Here is a 1,091-nt window from a genome sequence, read left to right on the forward strand (position 1 = left end):
GGCTGCGCGGCCACCGAGGCGGGCAGTTCCACCGCTGCTGCGGCCGCAGGCACCTGCAGCGGCGCGGCCGCCAGTGCCTCGGCCTGCGTGGCGATTCCAGCGGTGGCCTGCCCCAGGCCTTGGCGCAGCTGGGCGAGGAAAGCCTTTTCCTGTTCGCTCGTCTGCCCGTCGGCATCGCAGACGCACACCGCCATTTCGTAGGCCAGCTGGCGCGATTCGTCACTGGCCAGCCTGGGCAGCACGTCGTCCAGCTTCACGCGGCGCAGAAGAACATCCTGATACAGGCCCGGCAGGTTGATCTGCTCGTTCTGCGCCAGACCCTGCGCCACCTGCTTGATCTGTTCGCGCTCGCGGTCGTGCTTGTCGCCGTCGGCATAAGCCGCCAACAGGCAGATGGTGAGCGTGGCGCGGGTTTCTTCGGCGGTCATTCAGGCGTCCTTTCGTTCGATGGGAGAACCACGATGGAGCCACTTGGCGGCCAGTGGTTCCGGAAAAGGCGCGATCTTCCCATCGACGAAAGACGCAGGCTAACGCTTGACCACCACCACTTCGAGGTATTCGCTGGGCACCACCATCGTGCCGTCGCCTGCGCGGTTGAAGCGCTCGACCAGCGCGACGATGTCGGCCGCCAGCTTTTCCTTGCCGGGTTCGTCCAGTGCCGCGAAGGCCTTGAGCGTGGGGCCGTACATGGTGCGGAACACCTGCAGGAAGTGCTCGGCCGAGCCATAGCGGAAGACGAAGTGGCGCTCCTGCAGCTCGATGGCCGATGCCTTGGCCTCGAACTGCTCGCGGATGAATTCCGGCGTGCCCCAGCGTGCCGGCGACATCACGCCCGCCGGCGGCGGCAGGTGGCTGCCGATGGTGCGGAACAGCTGGCCGATGAAGCCCTGCGGCGTCCAGTTGGCCAGGCCGATCTTGCCGCCCGGGCGGCACACGCGCATCAGCTCGGCGGCGGCGCGCGGCTGGTCGGGCGTGAACATCACGCCGAAGGTGGAGGTCACCACATCGAAGCTCGCATCGTCGAAGGGCAGCGCCTCGGCGTCGGCCACGCGGGTGGCCATGGGCAGGCGCTCGGCGGCGGCGCGCTCGGC

2 protein-coding genes are annotated in these 1,091 nt (G+C 68.3%); both read right to left on the minus strand.

Features of this window, described 5'->3' with window-relative positions:
• Positions 1-428, minus strand: a 428-nt coding sequence (locus VSO01S_RS26505; protein ID WP_174544774.1) for a tellurite resistance TerB family protein, incomplete at its 3' end; no start/stop codon positions are given.
• Between the two features lie 99 nt (positions 429-527).
• A partial coding sequence (locus tag VSO01S_RS26510) for a class I SAM-dependent methyltransferase (RefSeq protein WP_068645713.1) occupies positions 528-1,091 on the minus strand: 564 nt, incomplete at its 5' end.

Origin of the sequence: Variovorax soli NBRC 106424 (genome assembly GCF_001591385.1) — a bacterium.
Lineage (GTDB): Bacteria > Pseudomonadota > Gammaproteobacteria > Burkholderiales > Burkholderiaceae_C > Variovorax > Variovorax soli.